The sequence below is a fragment of the Aureimonas sp. CAS genome, assembly GCF_059838215.1.
Genome location: NZ_CM187563.1, coordinates 2990262 through 3006904, shown reverse-complemented (window position 1 = coordinate 3006904; position 16643 = coordinate 2990262). Strand labels below are relative to the sequence as shown.

13 protein-coding genes are annotated in these 16643 nt (G+C 69.2%); 9 read left to right on the top strand and 4 right to left on the bottom strand.

The annotated features are described in order from the left end of the window. The first annotated feature begins 170 nt into the window (after window positions 1-170). The 6 genes from AC6R2M_RS14390 to clpB all read left to right on the top strand — a co-directional run bounded on the left by AC6R2M_RS14390 (window position 171) and on the right by clpB (window position 10062). Window positions 171-1430, top strand: a complete 1260-nt coding sequence (locus AC6R2M_RS14390) for an aspartate kinase (protein ID WP_500483278.1) — start codon at window positions 171-173, stop codon at window positions 1428-1430. Between the two features lie 77 nt (window positions 1431-1507). Then, window positions 1508-3772 carry a phosphoenolpyruvate--protein phosphotransferase gene (ptsP, locus tag AC6R2M_RS14385; RefSeq protein ID WP_500483276.1) on the top strand — a complete coding sequence of 755 codons (2265 nt, stop codon included), beginning with the start codon at window positions 1508-1510 and terminating at the stop codon, window positions 3770-3772. A 66-nt stretch (window positions 3773-3838) separates the two neighbouring features. Continuing rightward, on the top strand, window positions 3839-4918 hold the full coding sequence (gene prfA, locus AC6R2M_RS14380; protein ID WP_500483274.1) for a peptide chain release factor 1: 1080 nt from the start codon (window positions 3839-3841) through the stop codon (window positions 4916-4918). A gap of 11 nt (window positions 4919-4929) precedes the next feature. Beyond that, window positions 4930-5790, top strand: coding sequence for a peptide chain release factor N(5)-glutamine methyltransferase (prmC, locus tag AC6R2M_RS14375; RefSeq protein WP_500483272.1), 861 nt, complete (start codon window positions 4930-4932; stop codon window positions 5788-5790). A 349-nt stretch (window positions 5791-6139) separates the two neighbouring features. Then, window positions 6140-7252 carry a DUF4167 domain-containing protein gene (locus AC6R2M_RS14370; protein ID WP_500483270.1) on the top strand — a complete coding sequence of 371 codons (1113 nt, stop codon included), beginning with the start codon at window positions 6140-6142 and terminating at the stop codon, window positions 7250-7252. Window positions 7253-7446: 194 nt separating this feature from the next. Continuing rightward, window positions 7447-10062: an ATP-dependent chaperone ClpB gene (clpB, locus tag AC6R2M_RS14365; protein ID WP_500483268.1), complete on the top strand. Its 2616-nt coding sequence runs from the start codon at window positions 7447-7449 to the stop codon at window positions 10060-10062. A 77-nt stretch (window positions 10063-10139) separates the two neighbouring features. Here the strand turns inward: clpB and AC6R2M_RS14360 are convergent, their stop codons facing one another. Both AC6R2M_RS14360 and AC6R2M_RS14355 read right to left on the bottom strand, forming a co-directional pair. Next, window positions 10140-10454, bottom strand: coding sequence for an I78 family peptidase inhibitor (locus AC6R2M_RS14360; protein ID WP_500483266.1), 315 nt, complete (start codon window positions 10452-10454; stop codon window positions 10140-10142). A gap of 239 nt (window positions 10455-10693) precedes the next feature. Further along, window positions 10694-11308: a LysE/ArgO family amino acid transporter gene (locus tag AC6R2M_RS14355; protein WP_500483264.1), complete on the bottom strand. Its 615-nt coding sequence runs from the start codon at window positions 11306-11308 to the stop codon at window positions 10694-10696. Between the two features lie 88 nt (window positions 11309-11396). Between AC6R2M_RS14355 and AC6R2M_RS14350 the strand changes: the two genes are divergently transcribed. Next, window positions 11397-12314, top strand: coding sequence for a LysR family transcriptional regulator ArgP (locus tag AC6R2M_RS14350; RefSeq protein ID WP_500483262.1), 918 nt, complete (start codon window positions 11397-11399; stop codon window positions 12312-12314). On the opposite strand, the gene odc2 is transcribed toward AC6R2M_RS14350, so the two are convergent. Further along, window positions 12307-13440, bottom strand: a complete 1134-nt coding sequence (gene odc2, locus AC6R2M_RS14345; RefSeq protein ID WP_500483260.1) for an ornithine/lysine decarboxylase — start codon at window positions 13438-13440, stop codon at window positions 12307-12309. The two genes, AC6R2M_RS14350 and odc2, sit on opposite strands and share 8 nt — an antisense overlap. Before the next feature lie 509 nt (window positions 13441-13949). On the opposite strand from odc2, the gene AC6R2M_RS14340 reads away from it, so the two are divergent. After that, entirely contained in the window at window positions 13950-14876 is a 927-nt protein-coding gene (locus AC6R2M_RS14340; RefSeq protein WP_500483258.1) for a LysR family transcriptional regulator, read from the top strand. A 50-nt stretch (window positions 14877-14926) separates the two neighbouring features. Then, complete coding sequence (locus AC6R2M_RS14335) at window positions 14927-15442, top strand: L,D-transpeptidase (RefSeq protein WP_500483256.1); 516 nt, start codon at window positions 14927-14929, stop codon at window positions 15440-15442. Between the two features lie 34 nt (window positions 15443-15476). Here AC6R2M_RS14335 and AC6R2M_RS14330 read toward each other — a convergent pair whose 3' ends face one another. Continuing rightward, the gene (locus AC6R2M_RS14330; RefSeq protein WP_500483254.1) at window positions 15477-16526 is read right to left on the bottom strand and encodes a threonine aldolase family protein; all 1050 of its coding nucleotides are present in this window, start codon (window positions 16524-16526) and stop codon (window positions 15477-15479) included. Window positions 16527-16643: the final 117 nt, after the last annotated feature.

Genomic DNA, 16643 nt, shown 5'->3' with positions numbered 1-16643 from the left:
TGGCCGTCAACGGTTCCGCATCGCGATGCGCTCCGTTTCTTGCGTCGGACGGCCAAACGGGCTACTGCCGCGCTGCCTGCCGTTCGGGGTCTTGATGGAGAAGAGCCGGAACGGCCTCTCGAATTCATCCCTTGCGACCCGCCTTTCGGCCCAGAACCGGCTTAGCTCCCATGGCCCGCATCGTCCTGAAGTTCGGCGGCACCTCCGTCGCCGACCTCGACCGCATCGCGAACGTGGCGCGTCACGTCAAACGCGAGGTCGATGCCGGCCATCAGGTGGCGGTCGTCGTCTCGGCCATGTCCGGCAAGACCAATGAGCTGGTGGACTGGTGCCGCGGCGCCTCGGCGCTTCACGACGCGCGCGAATACGACACGGTCGTGGCGAGCGGCGAGCAGGTGACGGCCGGGCTCCTGGCCATCACCCTCCAGAAGATGGGCGTCAACGCGCGCTCCTGGATGGGGTGGCAGATCCCGATCCGGACCGACGGCCAGCACGGCGCGGCCCGCATCCTCGACATCGACGGGTCCGAGATCGTCCGCCGCTTCGGCGAGGGGCAGGTCGCGGTCGTCGCCGGCTTCCAGGGCATCGCGCCCGACAACCGCATCGCCACGCTCGGGCGCGGCGGATCGGACACCTCGGCCGTGGCGCTCGCCGCCGCGCTGAAGGCCGACCGCTGCGACATCTACACCGACGTCGACGGCGTCTACACGACCGACCCGCGCATCGAGCCCAAGGCCCGGCGCCTCTCGCGCATCTCCTTCGAGGAGATGCTCGAAATGGCCTCGCTCGGCGCCAAGGTCCTGCAGGTCCGCTCGGTCGAGCTTGCCATGGTGCACAAGGTGCGCACCTTCGTCCGCTCCTCCTTCGAGGACCCGGACGCCCCTGGAATGGGCGATTTCGACAATCCGCCCGGAACCCTCATTTGCGACGAGGACGAGATCGTGGAAGCCCAGGTCGTCACCGGCATCGCCTACGCCAAGGACGAGGCCCAGATTTCCCTCCGGCGCGTCCAGGACCGCCCGGGCATCGCCGCAGCGATCTTCGGCCCGCTGGCCGATGCCGGCGTGAACGTCGACATGATCGTGCAGAACGTCTCGGAAGACGGGACGCGCACCGACATGACCTTCACCGTGCCGGCGGGCGACCTCGCCAAGGCGCTGAAGGTCATCGAGGACGCCGAGGCCGAGATGGGCTTCGACGTCGTCCAGTCGGACGGCGGACTGACCAAGGTCTCGGTCATCGGCATCGGCATGCGCTCGCACACGGGCGTGGCGGCGACGGCCTTCAAGGCGCTCGCCAGCCGGGGCATCAACATCCGCGCGATCACCACGTCGGAGATCAAGATTTCGATCCTGATCGACGGCGAGTTCTCCGAGCTCGCGGTGCGGACCTTGCATTCGGTGTACGGTCTCGACAAAGCTCCTGTCTGAGACGGCGCGAAGGCGCCGAATCGAGGGGTAAGGTGTTCGCCTGTCTCGCGTAAGACGATCGATGGAAGACGCGTTTGATGCGAAGCGAGTCCTTCGGCCCGCGGGTGCTGCTGCGCAAGATGCGGGAGCTCATGGCCGACCCGCTGGAGCCGCAAGCACGGCTTGACGAGATCGTCCGCCAGATCGCGGCGACGATGGAGGCCGAGGTCTGCTCGCTCTACATCCTGCGCGCCGACGGCGTGCTGGAGCTCTATGCGACGCAGGGCCTGAACCCGAAATCGGTCCATCTGGCCCAGCTGCAGCTCGGAGACGGCCTGGTCGGCACGATCGCGGCGACCGCGCGGGCGCTGAACCTCGACGACGCCCAGCGCCACCCCGCCTTCACCTATCTCCCGGAGACGGGCGAGGAGATCTACAACTCCTTCCTCGGCGTGCCGGTGCTGCGCGCCGGTCGCACGCTCGGCGTCCTCGTCGTCCAGAACGCCGACAAGCGGGTCTATCGCGAGGAGGAGGCCGAGGCGCTCGAGACCGTCGCCATGGTCGTCGCCGAGATGATCGCGGCGGGCGGGCTGGAGGGTCTGTCTCGCCCGGGCGTCGTCCTCGACCTGTCGCGGCCCGTCCATCTGGAGGGCGTCGGCCTCGCCGAAGGCATCGGGCTCGGCCACGTCGTCCTGCACGAGCCGCGCGTCGTCGTCACCAATCTGTTCTCCGAGGACGCCGAGGCCGAGGTTCAGCGGCTGGACGCCGCGCTGTCGGCCCTTCGCATCTCCATCGAGGACATGCTCCTGCGCCGCGACATGCCGGCGGAGGGCGAGCACCGGGCGGTGCTCGAAGCCTATCGCATGTTCGCCAACGACCGGGGCTGGGTGCGCCGGCTGGAGGAGGCGGTGCGCAACGGCCTTTCGGCGGAAGCCTCCGTCGAGAAGGTGCAGTCGGACATGCGCGCGCGCATGATGCACATCTCCGACCCCTACATGCGCGAGCGCCTCCACGATTTCGACGATCTGGCGAACCGGCTCCTGCGCCAGCTCATGGGCCGCGACGACGACCCGGTGGACGACCAGAAGGGCGACGCCGTCCTCGTCTGCCGTTCCATGGGCGCGGCCGAGCTTCTGGACTACCGCCGCGACCGCATCCGGGGCCTCGTCCTGGAGGAGGGCGCCGCGACGAGTCATGTGGTGATCGTCGCCAAGGCGCTGGGCATTCCCGTCGTCGGGCAGGCCAAGGGCATCATCTCCATGTCCGAGAAGGGCGATCCGATCGTCCTCGACGGCGAGGAGGGGACGGTCCATCTGCGCCCGCCGGCCGACGTGGAATCGGTCTTCGCCGAGCGCGTGCAGTTCCGCGCCCGCCGCCAGCAGCGCTACCGCGAGCTGCGGGACGTTCCGGCGCGCTCGCGCGACGGCGTCTCCGTCGATCTCCTGATGAATGCCGGCCTTCTGGTGGACCTGCCGCAGATCGAGCAGACGCGCGCGGCCGGAATCGGCCTGTTCCGCACCGAGCTGCAGTTCATGATCGCGTCCCGCATGCCGCGCGTGGAGGAGCAGCGCCGCTTCTACGCGTCGGTTCTGGACGCGGCGGGCGACAGTCCCGTCACCTTCCGCACGCTCGACGTCGGCGGCGACAAGCTGCTGCCCTATCTCCACCAGTCGCCGGAGGAGAACCCGGCGCTCGGCTACCGCGCGCTGCGCCTTGCGCTGGACCGCCCGGCGCTGATGCGCACGCAGCTGCGCGCGCTCCTTCGGGCGGCGGGCGGGCGCGAGCTGCGCGTCATGTTCCCCATGGTGGCCGACCTCGAGGAGATGCGGCAGGCGCGCCAGCTGATCGAAAACGAGCGCGAGCGCCTGTCGCGCTTCGGGCACGCGATGCCGCGCGTCGTCAAGATCGGCGCGATGATCGAGGTGCCCTCGCTCCTCTACCAGCTCGACGGGCTGATGAGCCTCGTCGATTTCGTGTCCATCGGCTCGAACGATTTGTTCCAGTTCTTCTGCGCGGTGGACCGGGGCAATGTCCGCGTCGCCTCGCGCTACGACGACCTGTCGCCGCCCTTCCTCATGGCGCTGCGCCAGATCGTCCAGGCCGGACGTCGGAACGGGGTCGAGGTCACGCTCTGCGGCGAGCTCGCGGGACGGCCTCTCTCGGCCATGGCGCTTCTCGGCATCGGGCTGCGCTCGATCTCCATGACCTCCTCGGCCATCGGTCCGGTGAAGGCGATGCTGCTCGAACTCGACATCGGCGAGCTGGAACGCGCGCTCGACATCTACATGGACCGTTGGCCGCCCGGCGCGAGCCTGCGCCGCTTCCTGCAGGACTGGGCCGACGCGCGCGCCATTCCCGTCTAGGGACACGCCTTCGTTTCCGCGCTATCCGATCCTATCCCCGCACCGAACGATTCGAGCCGAGCCCTCATGGCGATCCTGCCGCAAGCCGCGATGACCGAGATCCTGAAGCGCTTCCAGCATCTGGAAGGCGCGATGGCGGCCGGCCCGGACCACGAGACCTACGCCAAGCTCGCCGCCGAATACTCGTCGCTGGAGCCCGTCGTCGCCTCGATCCGCGCGCACGAGGCCACCGCGCGTGAACTGGCCGACCTGCGCTCGATGATCGACGACCCGGCCTCCGACCGGGAGATGCGCGACCTCGCCTCCGCCGAGGTCGACGAGGTGGAGGAGCGGCTGGAGCGCATCTCCAACGAGGTGCTGGTCCATCTTCTTCCGAAGGACGCGGCGGACGCCAAGGGCGCGATCCTGGAAATCCGCGCCGGCACCGGCGGCTCGGAGGCCGGGCTCTTCGCGGGCGACCTCTTCCGCATGTATCAGCGCTACGCCGAGGAGAACCGCTGGAAGGTGGAGATCCTCGACGCCTCGGAGGGCGAGGTCGGCGGCTTTCGCGAGGTCATCGCCTCCGTCACGGGGCGCGGCGTCTTCTCCCGTCTGAAGTTCGAGAGCGGCGTCCACCGCGTCCAGCGCGTGCCCGCCACCGAGGCGCAGGGGCGCATCCACACCTCCGCCGCCACCGTCGCCGTGCTTCCCGAGGCCGAGGACATCGACATCGAGGTGCGCGCCGAGGACATCCGCATCGACACGATGCGCGCCTCGGGCGCGGGCGGCCAGCACGTCAACACGACCGACTCGGCCGTGCGCATCACCCATCTGCCGACCGGCATCGTCGTCACCTCGTCCGAGAAGTCGCAGCACCAGAACCGGGCGCGCGCCATGCAGGTTCTGAAGGCCCGTCTCTACGACATGGAGCGCCAGCGCGCCGACGACGAGCGCTCGGCCGCGCGCAAGAGCCAGGTCGGCTCGGGCGACCGCTCCGAGCGCATCCGCACCTACAATTTTCCGCAAGGGCGGGTGACGGACCACCGCATCAACCTGACGCTCTACAAGCTCGACCGCGTCATCGACGGCGATCTCGACGAACTGGTGGACGCGCTCGTCGCGGACCATCAGGCGGCGCTTCTGGCTGCCGTCGGCAGCTCGAACTGAGCGGACACGCCATGACCGGCCCGAGGATCGCCGGCGCGGTTCGGGAGGCGGCAGCCCGGCTGCACGAGACCAGCGAGACGCCCGACCTCGATGCCCGGCTGCTGGCCCGCGACGCCTTCGGGCTCGACGCGGCCGGGCTGGTAATCAAGGGTTCGCAGGGCGCCGAGCCGGATGCCCTTCGGCGCTTTCGCGCCATGGTCGAGCGCCGGGCGTCGGGCGAGCCGGTCCACCGGATCCTCGGGCGGCGCGGCTTCTACGAGCACGAGTTCGAACTGTCGCCGGAGACGCTGGAGCCGCGGCCCGACACGGAAATCCTCGTGGAGCTCGCCGCCAAGGCGATCCGCATGCGCGCAAAGCCCGATCTGACCTTCGCCGATCTCGGCACGGGCTCGGGCGCCATCGCCGTCTCGCTGCTGGCGCTCTTTCCGCAGAGCCGCTGCGTGGCGGTGGACCTGTCGGAGGGCGCGCTCGCCACGGCCCGGCGCAACGCGGTGAGCGCAGGCGTGGGCTCGCGCTTCGAGGCCGCGGCCGGCGACATGCTCGACGCGGTGGACGGGCCCCTTGATATGCTCGTCTCCAACCCCCCATATATTCCGACATCCGAAATCGAGAGACTGTCGCCCGACGTTCGACGCCACGATCCGATGCTCGCACTCGATGGCGGCGCGGACGGACTGGACGCCTACCGCACGATCGCGGAGCAGCTTCGTCGGCGCCCGGACAGGATCAGGGACGTCCTTCTGGAAATCGGCGCGGGGCAGGGCCCGGATGTGGAGGCGATCTTCGCGCAAAGCGGATATGTGCTTCGCGAGACCGGGGCTGATCTCCCCGGCCATATGCGGGCCTTATGGTTTTGCGACAGTCCGGCGTGATGCAGTGTCGAAAAGCTCTGCGAAAGCCGGTTCCCACCGAAGAAATGGCTTGTGGGGCTGGACACGAGACTCTAAGGGATGAAACGAAGAGACGAGAATAATCGAAGGGAAAAGCCCTTCGACCCGGGTTCTGATGAACTTCGGGCGCGATGACGAAGAACATCGTCGCACTCGTCATGGTCGGCGACCGGATCGTCGAACAGGATCGACACAATCTTCAGAGGTGTTTCTCGCCGCGTCGCAAGGCCGGGCGGACGGCTCGGGAAGATGAGCGATGCGGGCATTCGAGGAGCCGCCCGCGATGGCGACGCCCTTGGCTCGCCCGGCTGTTGCGAAAGACAGGAAGAGCATGAGGCCAGGACAGCAGAACAACAACAAGCGGATGCGCGGTCGCGGACGCAAGGGACCCAATCCCCTGTCGCGGTCCTACGAGTCCAACGGGCCGGACGTGAAGATCCGGGGGACCGCCCAGCACATCGCCGAACGCTACGCGACGCTGGCCCGCGACGCGACCTCCGCGGGCGACCGCGTGATGGCCGAGAACTACTTCCAGCACGCCGAGCATTACGGCCGTATCGTCGCCGCCGCTCAGGGCTCGTTCCAGCCCGCGCAGATCGAGCGCGACTACGACGAGACCGACGAGGATGCCGAGGGCGGCGAGGACTTCGCCAATGGCGGCCGTCAGGACGACCGCAACGGCAACAACGGCCAGTACCGCGACCGCAACGACAACCAGCAGCGCGGCGAGAACCATCAGCGGCGCGACCGCGACGACAATCGCGACTATCGCGGCGAGCGTCAGGATCGCGACGGGCGGGACGCCCGGGGCGACCGCGAGAACGGCCGGGACCAGCAGCGCGACAATCGCGGGCAGCGCGAGGGCCGTGACGGCCGCGACCGCAATTTCCGCGACCGCCGCGACCAGAACGGCCAGCCCTATGGCCGGGACCGCAACGAGGGTGGCGAGGATCGCGGCCACCGCAACGAGCGCCGCTTCGAGAACCGCGACCGTCGCGACGAGGGCGAGACTTCGTCCGTGAGTGCCGAGGAGTCCGCCGCGCCGGCCGCCGAGTTCACGGCTCCGGTCGAGGCGAACGCGCCGCGCGCGGACGAATCGTCGTTCGACGAGGCCCCGGCCCGTCGCCGGGCGCGCACCCCGCGCGCGCGTCTCAACGAGACCTCCGGCGAGGAGCCGGTGAACGCCGAGATCCCGTCGAACGGCGGTGAATCGCCCGCCACGGTCAGCGCCGATTCCTCGGCCGCCGAGGAGGTGGTCGCGCCGCGCCGTCGCGGCCGTCCGCGCAAGGCCGAAAGCGCCGAGGACGCCGCGCCCGAGGCGGGCGCCGAGGCGCCCGTCAAGCGCAAGCCCGGCCGCCCGCGCAAGGTGAAAGCCGAGGACGAGGGCGGCGAGGGCTCGGACAAGAGCGAACTGCCCGCCTTCCTGCTCGCCTCCAACGGCTGAGCGACGAAGGCACCAGACCGATCGAAAGGGCCCGGACGGCTTCCCATCCGGGCCCTTTTTCTGTCCGGCCGGCCTTCCGGCGGCTCGGGCCCCATCCCATATCCTGTCCAGTACCGGCCCGCCGAGAACGGGGGCCGCTCTGAACCCTGCTCGCCCATGCCGTTCGGGTGGCGCGAGCGCAACGGAGAGACGACATGGATATGGAAAGACTGACCGAGCGCGTGCGCGGCTTCATCCAGGCCGCACAGGCGATCGCCCTTCGAAGCGACCACCAGCAGCTTCTTCCCGAGCATCTTCTGAAAGCGCTGGTCGACGATCCCGAAGGCATGGCCTCCGGTCTGATCGAGCGCGCGGGCGGCCGTCCGAAGGACGTGGCGCTGGCGACGGATGCCGCTCTGGCGAGCCTGCCGAAGGTGTCGGGCAGCGCCGGGCAAATGTATGTCGGCCAGCCGCTCGCAAAGGTCCTCGCCACCGCCGACGACATCGCCAAGAAGGCCGGCGACAGTTTCGTCACGGTCGAGCGGCTCCTGCTGGCGCTGACGATGGAGAAGACGGCGAAGACCGCCGACATCCTCGCCAAGGCCGGAGTGACGCCGCAGGGCCTGAACACCGCCATCAACGAACTGCGCAAGGGCCGCACGGCCGACACCGCGTCGGCCGAGAGCGGCTACGACGCGCTGAAGAAATACGCGCGCGACCTGACCGCCGACGCCCGCGAGGGCAGGCTCGATCCGGTCATCGGCCGGGACGACGAGATCCGCCGCACGGTCCAGGTCCTGTCGCGCCGTACCAAGAACAACCCGGTCCTCATCGGCGAGCCCGGCGTCGGCAAGACGGCGATCGCCGAGGGCCTCGCGCTGCGCATCGTCAATGGCGACGTGCCCGAGAGCCTGCGCGACAAGCAGCTGATGGCGCTCGACATGGGCGCGCTGATCGCCGGCGCGAAGTATCGCGGCGAGTTCGAGGAGCGGCTGAAGGCCGTCCTCTCCGAGGTCCAGTCGGCCGCGGGGGGCGTCATCCTCTTCATCGACGAAATGCACACGCTGGTCGGCGCCGGAAAGGCGGACGGCGCGATGGACGCCTCCAACCTCCTCAAGCCCGCTCTCGCCCGCGGCGAGCTGCACTGCGTCGGCGCGACCACGCTCGACGAGTACCGCAAGCATGTGGAGAAGGACGCGGCGCTCGCACGGCGTTTCCAGCCGGTCTTCGTCTCCGAGCCGACGGTCGAGGACACGATCTCGATCCTGCGCGGCCTGAAGGAGAAGTACGAGCAGCACCACAAGGTGCGGATCGCCGATTCCGCGCTGGTCGCCGCCGCCCAGCTCTCCAACCGCTACATCACCGACCGCTTCCTGCCGGACAAGGCCATCGACCTCGTGGACGAGGGCGCCGCGCGCCTTCGCATGGCGGTGGATTCCAAGCCCGAGGCGCTGGACGAGATCGACCGCCGCATCCTGCAGCTCAAGATCGAGCGCGAGGCGCTCAAGCGCGAGAACGACGAGGGCTCGAAGGCGCGGCTGGAGCGGCTGGAGGCCGAACTCGGCAATCTGGAGGAGGAATCCTCGCGCATCACCGCCTCCTGGCAGGCGGAGAAGTCGAAGCTCGGGCTCGCCGCCGACCTCAAGGGTCGCCTCGACGAGGCGCGCAACGAACTCGCCATCGCGCAGCGCAAGGGCGAGTTCCAGCGGGCCGGCGAGCTGGCCTATGGCGTGATCCCGCAGCTGGAGCGCGAGCTGAAGGAAGCCGAGGCCGTGGACGGCACCGTGTCCATGGTGGAGGAGACGGTCACGAGCGACCACATTGCGCAGGTCGTCTCGCGCTGGACCGGCATTCCGGTGGACCGGATGCTGGAGGGCGAGCGCGATAAGCTGCTTCGCATGGAGGATGTGATCGGTGCGCGGGTCGTCGGGCAGGGCGAGGCGGTGCAGGCCGTCAGCCGCGCGGTGCGCCGCGCCCGAGCCGGCCTCCAGGATCCGAACCGCCCGATCGGCTCCTTCATCTTCCTCGGCCCCACCGGCGTCGGCAAGACCGAGCTGACCAAGGCGCTGGCGAGCTTCCTCTTCGACGAGGAGACCGCGATGGTGCGGCTCGACATGTCGGAGTTCATGGAGAAGCACTCCGTCGCCCGGCTGATCGGCGCGCCTCCGGGCTATGTCGGATACGAGGAGGGCGGTGCGCTGACCGAGGCCGTGCGGCGCCGGCCCTATCAGGTCGTCCTCTTCGACGAGATCGAGAAGGCGCATCCGGACGTCTTCAACGTCCTGCTGCAGGTGCTCGACGACGGGCGGCTGACGGACGGGCAGGGGCGCACGGTGGACTTCCGCAACACGATGATCGTGATGACCTCGAACCTCGGCGCCGAATATCTGTCGGCGCTGGGCGACGACGAGGATGTCGAGGCGGTCCGCGACAAGGTCATGGAGGTCGTGCGCGCGTCCTTCCGGCCGGAGTTCCTGAACCGCGTGGACGAGACGATCCTGTTCCACCGCCTCCGGCGCTCGGAGATGGGCGCGATCGTCGATATCCAGATGAAGCGGCTGGAGAAGCTTCTGGCCGAGCGCGAGATCACGATCGAGCTCGATTCCGACGCGCGCGACTGGCTGGCGGGCCGGGGCTACGACCCGGCCTATGGCGCCCGTCCGCTCAAGCGCCTGATCCAGCGCGAGGTTCAGGACCCGCTCGCCGAGAAGATCCTGATGGGTCAGGTGAAGGATCAGGACCGCGTGAAGGTCACGTCCGGCTCGGACCGGCTGATCTTCCACGTGGTCGGCTCGAAGGCCGGAGCCGAGGGCGACCGCGTCGCCGCCTGAGCCGAGCCGGTCTGGACATGAAAAGGGGCGCCTTTCGGGGCGCCCCTTCTTCGTTTCGACGGCGGTCGCGCCGGCCGTCAGCCGCAGCGCGCCTCCCGGATCACGCCGCTCGCCGGGTCGGTCGCGATGGTGACGCGCGCGTCCTGGAAGTCCATGGTGATCGGATCGCCGGGCCGGATCTGGCGGACCAGGCTGGCGCCGGTGCGCTGACGCGCCTCCTCGTCGGTGACGCGCGGGCCGCCAACGAGCGCCTGCGCGCGGGCCGGCTCGCAGATCGACCCGCCGCCGGGCGGCGGCGGCGCGCCGGGCGTCTCGTTCGCCACGCAGCCGGCGAGAAGAAGAAGAGCGAAGGGCGCGGTGAGCGCGCCTTTGCGGTTTCGAGCGATCGTCATCGTCGGTCCTCGGGTGGTGTCCCTACGGGTTGCGAACAATAAGGGCGCGGGAGAGGTTCCGGTGGGGAGCCCTTCGATGCCCTCATCCCCCTGCCGGGACCTTCTCCCGTTCCGGGAGAAGGAGCGGTTTCGGCGGCTCTGCCTCTCCGCGCAGGATTCAAGACGGAGCGCCATTCCTCTCCCCTTGGGGAGAGGGTGGCCCGAAGGGCTGGGTGAGGGCGTTCTAGGGCGCGAACGCCTCAACCTCCGAGCAGCAGCTTTGCGGCGATCGAAAACATCACCACCGCGATTCCCGCTTCCAGAACCCGCCACGTTGCAGGTTTCGCGAAGAGCGGCCGCAGGGCGCGCGCGCCGAAGCCGAGCGTGAAGAAGAAGGCGAAGGAGGCCGTCACGGCGCCGATCCCGAAGGACAGGCGCTCGTCGCCGAACCGTGTCGAAATCGAGCCGAGCAGGATGACGGTGTCGAGATAGACATGCGGGTTGGCGAAGGTCAGCGCCAAGGCGGTGAGGATCGCCCTTCGCCGACCCCCGGCTTCTTCTTCGGCGGCCTTCAGGGCGTCCTTCGAGGTCAGCGCGGCGCGCAGGCTCCGCAGGCCGAACCACAGGAGGAAGGCCGCGCCGGCAACCCGCATCGCGGGCTCGATCCATGGCAGCGCCTCCGCCACCGTTCGGAAGCTCAGGATGCCGACCGTGATCAGGAGGGCGTCCGACAGGGCGCAGACGAGAACGACGGGCAGCACATGCCGGGCGACGAGCCCCTGCCGCAGGACGAAGGCGTTCTGCGCGCCGATCGCCAGGATGAGACCCAGCGAGGTCAGGAAACCGGTCAGAAGGACGGAAAGGCTCACGCGCATCGCTCCGAAGGACGCGTTCTCCCTCGCGCGAAACGGCTTCAACCGCTACTGAATTCGCCTAAGGCAAATGAAGCAGGACTTAAGGTCGATGCTCGATCACGTCGCGATCAGAACCGTCGCCGCGGTGGTGCGGACCGGCTCGTTCGAGCGCGCCGCCGAAGCGCTCGGGATCACCGCGTCGGCGGTCTCGCAGCGCGTGAAGGCGCTGGAGGAGCGCGTCGGTGCCCGGCTGATCGTGCGCGCCTCGCCGGCCCGCGCGACGCAGGCGGGCGAGGCGGTCTGCCGCCACGCGGAGATGATGGGCCTCCTGGAAGCCGAACTGATCGCGGCGCTCCCCGATCTTTCCGCCGGTTGCGTGAGCGCCCGACCGACGATCAGCCTTGCCGTCAACGCCGACAGTCTCGCGAGCTGGTTTCTTCCCGCTTTGGCGGCGCTGCCGGAGGACGAGCGCGCCCTCTATGCCGTCTCGCTCGACGACGAGGCGCATACGGCGCAGTGGCTGGAGCAGGGACGGGTGCTGGCGGCGGTGACGGCCATCGAGCGGCCGGTGCCGGGATGCCGCGTCCTGCGGCTCGGCGCGCAGCGTTATCGGGCGACGGCGAGCCCGGACTTCGTCGCGCGCCATTTCGCCGGCGGGGTCACGCCGGAGGCTCTGCAGAGGGCGCCCGCGCTCACCTTCGACCGGAAGGACCGGCTGCAGGAGCGCTGGGCGCAGAAGGCGGTGGGGCGCGCGGTCGCGACGCCGACCCATTGGCTGCCCTCCAGCGAGGCCTTTCTGGAGGCCGCGCGGCTCGGGCTCGGCTGGGGCATGAATGTCGAGGCGATGGCGAGGCCGCTGATCGAGGCCGGGCAACTGGCGGAACTCGTGCCGGGTCTGGTGCTGGAGATCCCGCTCTACTGGCAGGTCACGCGCCGGGCGGAGCGGCCCCTGGAACGGCTGACGCGCGCCGTTAGGGAGGGCGCGCGTCGCAGTCTGATGCAGCCGGAGGGCGCTCCGGTCAGATGACGTAGGACCGGAGCGGCTCGAAGCCGTTGAAGGCGACGGCCGAATAGGTCGTCGTGTAGGCGCCGGTGCCCTCGATCAGGACCTCGTCGCCGACCGTCAGCGAGATCGGCAGCGGGTAGGGCGTCTTCTCGTAGAGGACGTCCGCCGAATCGCAGGTCGGGCCGGCGAGGACGCAGGGCGCCTTCGCGTCGGCGTCGCGCGCCGTCACGATCGGGTAGCGGATCGCCTCGTCCATCGTCTCGGCGAGGCCGCCGAACTTGCCGATGTCGAGATAGACCCAGCGGTTCTCATCCGACGCCGACTTCTTCGAGACGAGGACGACCTCAGCCTTGATGACGCCCGCGTCGCCGACCATGCCGCGGCCCGGCTCGATGATCGTCTCCGGCAGCTGGTTGCCGAAATGGCGCTTCAGCCCCTCGAAGATCGAATGGCCGTAGGCCTGCGCGCTCGGCACGTCCTTCAGGTAGCGGGTCGGGAAGCCGCCGCCCATGTTGACGAGCGTGAGCACGATGCCGCGCTCGGCCAGCTCCTGGAAGACGTGGGCGGCATCCGCCAGCGCGCCGTCCCAGGCCTCGGTGTCCGTCTGCTGCGAGCCGACGTGGAAGGAGACGCCGGTGGCGCGAAGGCCGAGCCGGTGGGCGTGCTCCAGCACCTCGATCGCCATGGCCGGCACGCAGCCGAACTTGCGGCTGAGCGGCCATTCGGCGCCCGCGCCGTCGGTCAGGACGCGGCAGAAGACGCGCGCGCCGGGGGCGGCCCGGGCGATCTTCTCGACCTCTTCCACGCAGTCGACGGCGAAGAGCGAGACGCCGAGCGCGTGGGCGCTGGCGACGTCGCGCTCCTTCTTGATGGTGTTGCCGTAGGAGATGCGGTCGGCGCTCGCACCGGCGTTCAGCGCCATCTCGATCTCCGCGACGGACGCGCAGTCGAAATTGGAGCCGAGCGAGGCGAGCAGCTTCAGGATCTCGGGGGCCGGATTGGCCTTCACCGCGTAGTAGATCGCGGAATCGGGGAGCGCGCGGCGGAACGCCGAGAAGTTCTCCTCCACGACATCGAGGTCGACGACGAGGCAAGGGCCCTCGGGTCGTCGGGTGGCGAGGAAGTCGACGATGCGCTGGGTGGCCATGGTGAGCTCTCCCGAAATCAAGGTGCACGGAACCATGCTCGCGGACCGCGGGACTTGGGTGCGCAGACGCGCACGCGCAAGACCATGGAGCCACGGGCAAGACGAATGTTCGAACGCGCCGCGGTCAGGCGACGAATTCGCGTTCAGGCTGCCGTTGATTGGAGGGCTTGGACCCGCCGCACTTCAGGCAAGGATGGTGTGCCTCTTCAGTTTTCCCGGTGGTGGAGACCGGGAGAGACCAGAAAGGCCCGGACCGTCGTTGCTTCAAGGCGTCCTCGCATCCGCCAGCAGCGGAGGCGACTGGATGTGTTACGTCCAGGTACCGTCCCGGTTGCCCTCGCATTCGAGGATCGGGGGACGCCCACAGGCACGTGCGACTTGGGGCAAGCGCGATATAGAAAGAGCGCCTGTCATACACAACCGTTAAATCGGGGTCGGCGTAGAATTCGTGAGGAGTGCGGTATCCTCGCGCAAGCTTGGGCCCGGCCGGCGGATGAGGGAGGGGAACGATGGACACGCTGACCCGCATGCGGGCCTTCCTCGCGGTGATCGAGCATGACGGCTTCTCTGCCGCGGCCCGGCGCACCGGCCGCTCCAAGGCCCTCATCTCGAAATATGTGCGCGAGCTGGAGGACGAGCTCGGCGTCCTCCTCATCAACCGGACGACGCGGCAGGTGGCGCTGACGGCGGCCGGTCTGGTCTACCATGCGCGGGCGGCCGCGATCCTGGCCGATTTCGACGCGCTCAACGAGGAGGCGCGGGAGGCCTCGGGCGATGCGCGCGGCACGGTCCGCGTCTCGGCGGCGCGCACCTTCGGGGATTCCGAGCTCGGCCGCTGTCTCGTCGACTTCGCCCTCGCCCATCCGCAGATCGCCCTGGACATCCATCTCGACGACGCCTTCGTGGACCTCGTGGAGGAGGGCTTCGACGTCGCCATCCGCATGACGCGCCTGAGCGATTCGGCGATGATCGCGCGGCGCCTCGCCGATCTCGACTTCGTCGTCTATGCCAGTCCCGACGTCATCGCCCGCCACGGCGTGCCGACGCACCCGTCCGATCTGTCGCGCCTGCCGGTGGTGATCGACACCAACACACGCTCGCCGGCCAGCTGGACCTTCGTCGATCCGGCGAACGGCGAGCGGATCACGGTCGCGGTCTCCTCCAATTTCAGCGCCAACTCGCCGCTCGCGGTCCGCGCGGCCGTGCGCGCCGGGCTCGGCTTCTCCTCTGCGCCCGAATTCATCGTGCGCGAGGACGTGGCGAGCGGACGCCTCGTGCGGGTGCTCGACGCCTACATGCCCCAGGAGGCGGGAATCCACGCCGTCTTCCCGCACCGTCGGCATCTGCCGGCCCGAACGCGCGTCTTCGTTGACTTCTTGGCAAGCTGGTTCCGCAACAATGGGGAGACGCGCGGGGGCCAGCCGGACCCCGCGTGAGGGACCGCGCCCCGCCGCGCCCTTCTTCGCATCCGCAGGAGCCCGTTTCGTTGCGTATCCTCGCCGTCCTCGCCCTCTCCCTGCTTCTCGGCGCCCCCGCCCAGGCCACGGCCGCCAGCGCCGCCCGCAACGGCCCGAACGAGACCGTCTTCATCGGCGACTACGAGCCAGGCACGATCGTCATCATGACGGGCGCGCGCCAGCTCTTCCTCGTCACCGACGAGGACACCGCGCTGCAGTACGACATCGCCGTCGGCAAGCCGAGCGAGCAGTGGTTCGGCTCCAGCTGGGTTTCCAAGAAGCGCGTCGATCCGACCTGGGTGCCCACCGCCTCCATGCGCGAGCGCAATCCGAAGCTGCCGGCCTCCATCGGTCCCGGTCCGTCCAATCCGCTGGGCGTGCGGGCGATCAATCTCGGCTGGGGCACCTATCGCATCCACGGTACGAACTCGCCGAACTCGATCGGCTCGGCGGCCTCGGCCGGCTGCTTCCGCATGCGCAACGCGGACGTGACGGACCTCTTCGAGCGCGTCCATGTCGGCGCGCAGGTGGTCGTTCTCCAGTAGGCGCGCGGAGCGGGGCGGCTTTCCCCGCCGCCCGTCAGGCGATGGCGCGGGCGAAGCGCTCCACGTCGCTCTCTTTGGTCGACCACGAGGTGACGAGCCGCACCAGGATCTCGTTCTGATCGACGAGCGAGGGCGAGCCGTGCGGCGGGTTCCAGTCGTAGAAGACGGCGCCCTCCGCCCGCAGCCGTTCGGCGACGGGTCGCTCGAGGATCGCGAAGACCTCGTTGGTGCGCGTCGGCCAGGCTTCGCGCGCATGGGTGGACCGACGCACGCCCTCGCGCAGCGCGTCCGCCATGGCGTTGGCGTGGGCGGCCAGCTCCAGCCAGAGCCCGTCCTTCAGATAGGGCATGAACTGCGCCGCGATGAAGCGCGTCTTGGAGAAGAGCTGCGCGCCGCGCTTGCGGATATAGGGGAACTGCCGCGCCTTCTCCGGGTCAAAGAAGACCACCGCCTCGGCGCACCAGCAGCCGTTCTTGGTGGCGCCGAAGGACAGGATGTCGACGCCGAGCTTCCAGGTCATCTCCGCCGGCGTGGCGCCGGTCGCCGCCAGCGCGTTCGGCAGGCGCGCGCCGTCCATGTGAAGCGAGAGGCCGTGCTCGTGCGCGATGCGGCCGATCGTCTCGATCTCGGCGAGCGGATAGATCGTGCCGGCCTCGCTCGGCTGCGAGATGGAGATCGCCATCGGCTGGCCGGCATGGATGAAGTCCGGCCGGAAGCGGGCGAGCTCGCGCTTCAGATTGTAGGCGTCGATCATGCCGCCCGCGCCATCCACCGGCGCCATGCGCGCGCCGTGGGTGAAGAACTCGGGCGCCCCGCACTCGTCCTCGATGACATGCGCCTCGCGATGGCAGAGGACGACGCCGCCGGGCCGGTTCACGGCCGCGAAGGAGAGCGAATTCGCCGCCGTGCCGGTGCCGACGAAGAAGACGGCGACCTCGCGCTCGAAGATCTCGTTGAAGCGGGCCTCGACGGCCTTGTCGAGATCGCTGGAGCCGTAGGCGCTGGCCATGCCGTCGGCATTGGCAGCGAGGGAGGCGGTGATGGCGGGGTGGACGCCGGACCAGTTGTCGGATGCAAAGATCATGCGAGACCGCTTAGACCGAGGCTGCGGAACGGTAAAGCGGCGCGGGCGAGGGAACCCGCCGGTACGCCTCTCTTGCCCTGCGGGCTCAACTCTGGCATACACGGCAAATAGGTCAGC

Coding starts and splice junctions, on each gene's coding strand:
- AC6R2M_RS14370 (WP_500483270.1), top strand. CDS start 6,140: ATGAGGCCAGGACAGCAGAACAACAACAAGCGGATGCGCGGTCGCGGA.
- AC6R2M_RS14350 (WP_500483262.1), top strand. CDS start 11,397: ATGCTCGATCACGTCGCGATCAGAACCGTCGCCGCGGTGGTGCGGACC.
- AC6R2M_RS14390 (WP_500483278.1), top strand. CDS start 171: ATGGCCCGCATCGTCCTGAAGTTCGGCGGCACCTCCGTCGCCGACCTC.
- ptsP (WP_500483276.1), top strand. CDS start 1,508: ATGCGAAGCGAGTCCTTCGGCCCGCGGGTGCTGCTGCGCAAGATGCGG.
- odc2 (WP_500483260.1), bottom strand. CDS start 13,440: ATGGCCACCCAGCGCATCGTCGACTTCCTCGCCACCCGACGACCCGAG.
- AC6R2M_RS14355 (WP_500483264.1), bottom strand. CDS start 11,308: ATGCGCGTGAGCCTTTCCGTCCTTCTGACCGGTTTCCTGACCTCGCTG.
- clpB (WP_500483268.1), top strand. CDS start 7,447: ATGGATATGGAAAGACTGACCGAGCGCGTGCGCGGCTTCATCCAGGCC.
- AC6R2M_RS14360 (WP_500483266.1), bottom strand. CDS start 10,454: ATGACGATCGCTCGAAACCGCAAAGGCGCGCTCACCGCGCCCTTCGCT.
- prfA (WP_500483274.1), top strand. CDS start 3,839: ATGGCGATCCTGCCGCAAGCCGCGATGACCGAGATCCTGAAGCGCTTC.
- AC6R2M_RS14340 (WP_500483258.1), top strand. CDS start 13,950: ATGGACACGCTGACCCGCATGCGGGCCTTCCTCGCGGTGATCGAGCAT.
- AC6R2M_RS14330 (WP_500483254.1), bottom strand. CDS start 16,526: ATGATCTTTGCATCCGACAACTGGTCCGGCGTCCACCCCGCCATCACC.
- prmC (WP_500483272.1), top strand. CDS start 4,930: ATGACCGGCCCGAGGATCGCCGGCGCGGTTCGGGAGGCGGCAGCCCGG.